Source organism: Microvirga aerophila (assembly GCF_003332305.1).
GTDB lineage: Bacteria > Pseudomonadota > Alphaproteobacteria > Rhizobiales > Beijerinckiaceae > Microvirga > Microvirga aerophila.
Genome location: NZ_QOIO01000154.1, coordinates 1 through 2,481 on the forward strand (window position 1 = coordinate 1; position 2,481 = coordinate 2,481).

General features: G+C 55.2%; 4 protein-coding genes. 2 read left to right on the forward strand and 2 right to left on the reverse strand.

Annotated features, from left to right (window positions below):
- The first annotated feature begins 250 nt into the window (after window positions 1–250).
- Window positions 251–628, forward strand: a complete 378-nt coding sequence (locus DRB19_RS29365) for a hypothetical protein (RefSeq protein WP_162815959.1) — start codon at window positions 251–253, stop codon at window positions 626–628.
- Between the two features lie 240 nt (window positions 629–868).
- Window positions 869–1,222, forward strand: a complete 354-nt coding sequence (locus DRB19_RS29370) for a hypothetical protein (protein ID WP_114189472.1) — start codon at window positions 869–871, stop codon at window positions 1,220–1,222.
- A gap of 51 nt (window positions 1,223–1,273) precedes the next feature.
- Here DRB19_RS29370 and DRB19_RS29375 read toward each other — a convergent pair whose 3' ends face one another.
- Both DRB19_RS29375 and DRB19_RS29380 read right to left on the reverse strand, forming a co-directional pair.
- Window positions 1,274–1,552 carry a transposase gene (locus DRB19_RS29375; protein ID WP_114189473.1) on the reverse strand — a complete coding sequence of 93 codons (279 nt, stop codon included), beginning with the start codon at window positions 1,550–1,552 and terminating at the stop codon, window positions 1,274–1,276.
- Window positions 1,553–1,949: 397 nt separating this feature from the next.
- Window positions 1,950–2,372, reverse strand: coding sequence for a hypothetical protein (locus DRB19_RS29380; protein WP_114189474.1), 423 nt, complete (start codon window positions 2,370–2,372; stop codon window positions 1,950–1,952).
- Window positions 2,373–2,481 lie beyond the last annotated feature (109 nt).

Consider the following 2,481-nt stretch of genomic DNA (forward strand, 5'->3'; position numbering starts at 1 on the left):
ACTTTGGCCTTGAAGGCCGGAGAGTGGTTCCGGCGCGGTCTCTTGCTCATCGTTTCTCCTGTTCGGCAGCCATTCTGACCGCAGTCAGGCAGAAACTCCACTGATCCCGCTGTCCAAATTTCCCGAGCCAGCTCTGGTTGAGGCGGCCTTATACTCCAACAAGAGCTTGCCGATGGGGGAGCAGGAGCCGACTGTCTCTTGGCACGTTCATGTTCTCGTTTGGAATGTCACCCGCGCAAGGTTGAGAGGGTTGGTAGACGAGATCAGCGCCGAGCATCCAAGCTTGATTGAGGGTCTTCCCTCAGCTGATTACCGCCGCATCGCGCCGGTGCACTTAGCGTCCAAAGCCCTCTACATGCTCAAGTCCCCTCGCGAGTACCGGATTTGGCCGAAGAAAGAGAAAGTCGTTGACCCTGTGACCGGCGAGATGGAGATTCGTCGGACAGGCCGGTTCCGCCAGAAAAGCCGACTGCTCCGACGGAAAGTGCAGGTTCGGATGTTTGAGGTAATGCGCGACCGTTATCTTGATTGGATGATGTTGGGCGGCGGGGCTGGACGGGAGTTGCTCCTGACAATCCGGAACACGGCGTTGCAGCCATTGCGGTGCCGTGAGCGTCGTGCAGCCTGATGTAGCTAGGTGACATTCATCAACTAGGCCCGTTACCTCCATTCTCTCAATCCCTATGCAGGGGACAAATGGCCGGGGATTTTGCATGTGGTGATCGAGCGGGCTGACTTCATGACGTTTCCTGGATGGTGACGATCATTGGTGATTGGATGTTCAGTACCTATCCTCGTGGACCCTCTGAGCGCGATCTTCGCTGGATGTTGAGCCGGATGCGGCGGGCTGCTCAGCGGGAGTTGCGCGGTGTTCCGTATCTGCTGCAATTGGATTTTTGCTGTTCGTCGCCAAACCGCTGTAAACCGGATTGCTATCGAGGTGCATTGGCATGGCTTAGTTTGGGCTACCGCGGAGCAGATCGAGGCTCTGAAGAAGCGGCTTCCGGCCAATCGGTTTGGCGCTGCTCGGTTTCATGCTCGGGCGGTTTACGACTTGGGTGGAGCCTTGCGCTATGTCACCAAGGACACCCGCTTTGGCGACCGTACTGCCAAAAACTTTGGGTTTCAGCCCGGATCGCGGCACGAGAAGGAATGGTTTCAATTTCGTGAAACCGTTTACGGCCCTCAACGGCGGCTGCTGATCGCTATGGTCGGCCCCTGACCAAACCGGACCTCTGCGCCGCTTCAGGAGTGGGTCTAGAGCAACGGGCATTCAGACGAATCCGTATCCGGCCGCGGTGAAGTAGTTGCGGCATGCCTCTGGCTCGATCAGATCGCAAATGTCGCCGATGGTGTGCCAGAGGGCCTCGACGGTTCGGGCTTCAGCTTTGCGCAAGTGCGCTTTGATCTGTGAGAAGACCTGTTCAACCGGGTTCAAGTCAGGACTGTAGGGTGGCAGGAACAGGATCCAGGCCCCTTTCTGCCTCAAGCATTGTGCGGCTTTCTCGCGAGTATGTTCTACAAAGCACTCCGTCAGAGCGAAGAACATCATAGGGATGGATGCTTTGAAGCCGATGCCACGTTTGGGTGATTGAGCCTTCTCGGGTAGCCTGACACAGCCAGAATGCAACGAGCGGCCAGTCACTTTGATTGTGCGACTTTCCTCACACAAACTCTGCGGCTTCAAGACCTAAAAACCCGAGGCTATATGCTAATTTTGTTGCTTGCTTGAGGCTAAGGCTGTTCAGGTATTTGGGCGATTTAGCCCCCTTTTCGCGGACCTGTCACGTAAGTTACTGGCCGCGTTAACAATAATGTTTTAAGCGCATTGCCCGAGTCCGCTACTGCCTTTGGCGGTCAGCTTAGTTCAGCGTCCGCGACCCGACGGACGTCTTCCATTCTTAGTCGGCATGGTCTCTACGGGCCGACGTCGTCCAACTTTGGTTTTGTCAGATCAACACGTCTGGGTGGATGTACTTGGCGTCCAGCTGCCGGAGGTAGAACTCCAGCTTAAGGTCAGTTTCCATATTTCCTTTGTAAGAGTCGAGTGTCGCTGGGTTGTCGGAGAAGATGTTGGTCCAGTATCCGGCTAAGAGACCAAAGTCCACGTAGACAGTGTCGTTCCGTGGCCCAAACTCTGTGACATGATCTAGCGTACCCTGAGCCAGTGAGGTGGCCCAAGTGCTCTCTGCTAGTTTGTCTAGCGTCTTAAGCTCGGTCTTCGTTAGTTCCCCGCCGTGTTCCCCACCAAGGCTGTCCCAATCAACATACCGTCCAGTGTCTAGGTTGACAGTAAAACTCTCACCCGATCCGGCAACTCGAAGGGCATTCCATTGTAGCATGGAAACGTTGTTTTTCGCTGTCTTTGTCATTGGCATCTCTCTTTTTAGCACCCTACGCGAGGCTAGGTCGTGTGGACGGATTTGATGAGGATGAAGCTCAGAGCAAGAGCAACGAAAGAGCCGTAGTTCTCGTCCGTCT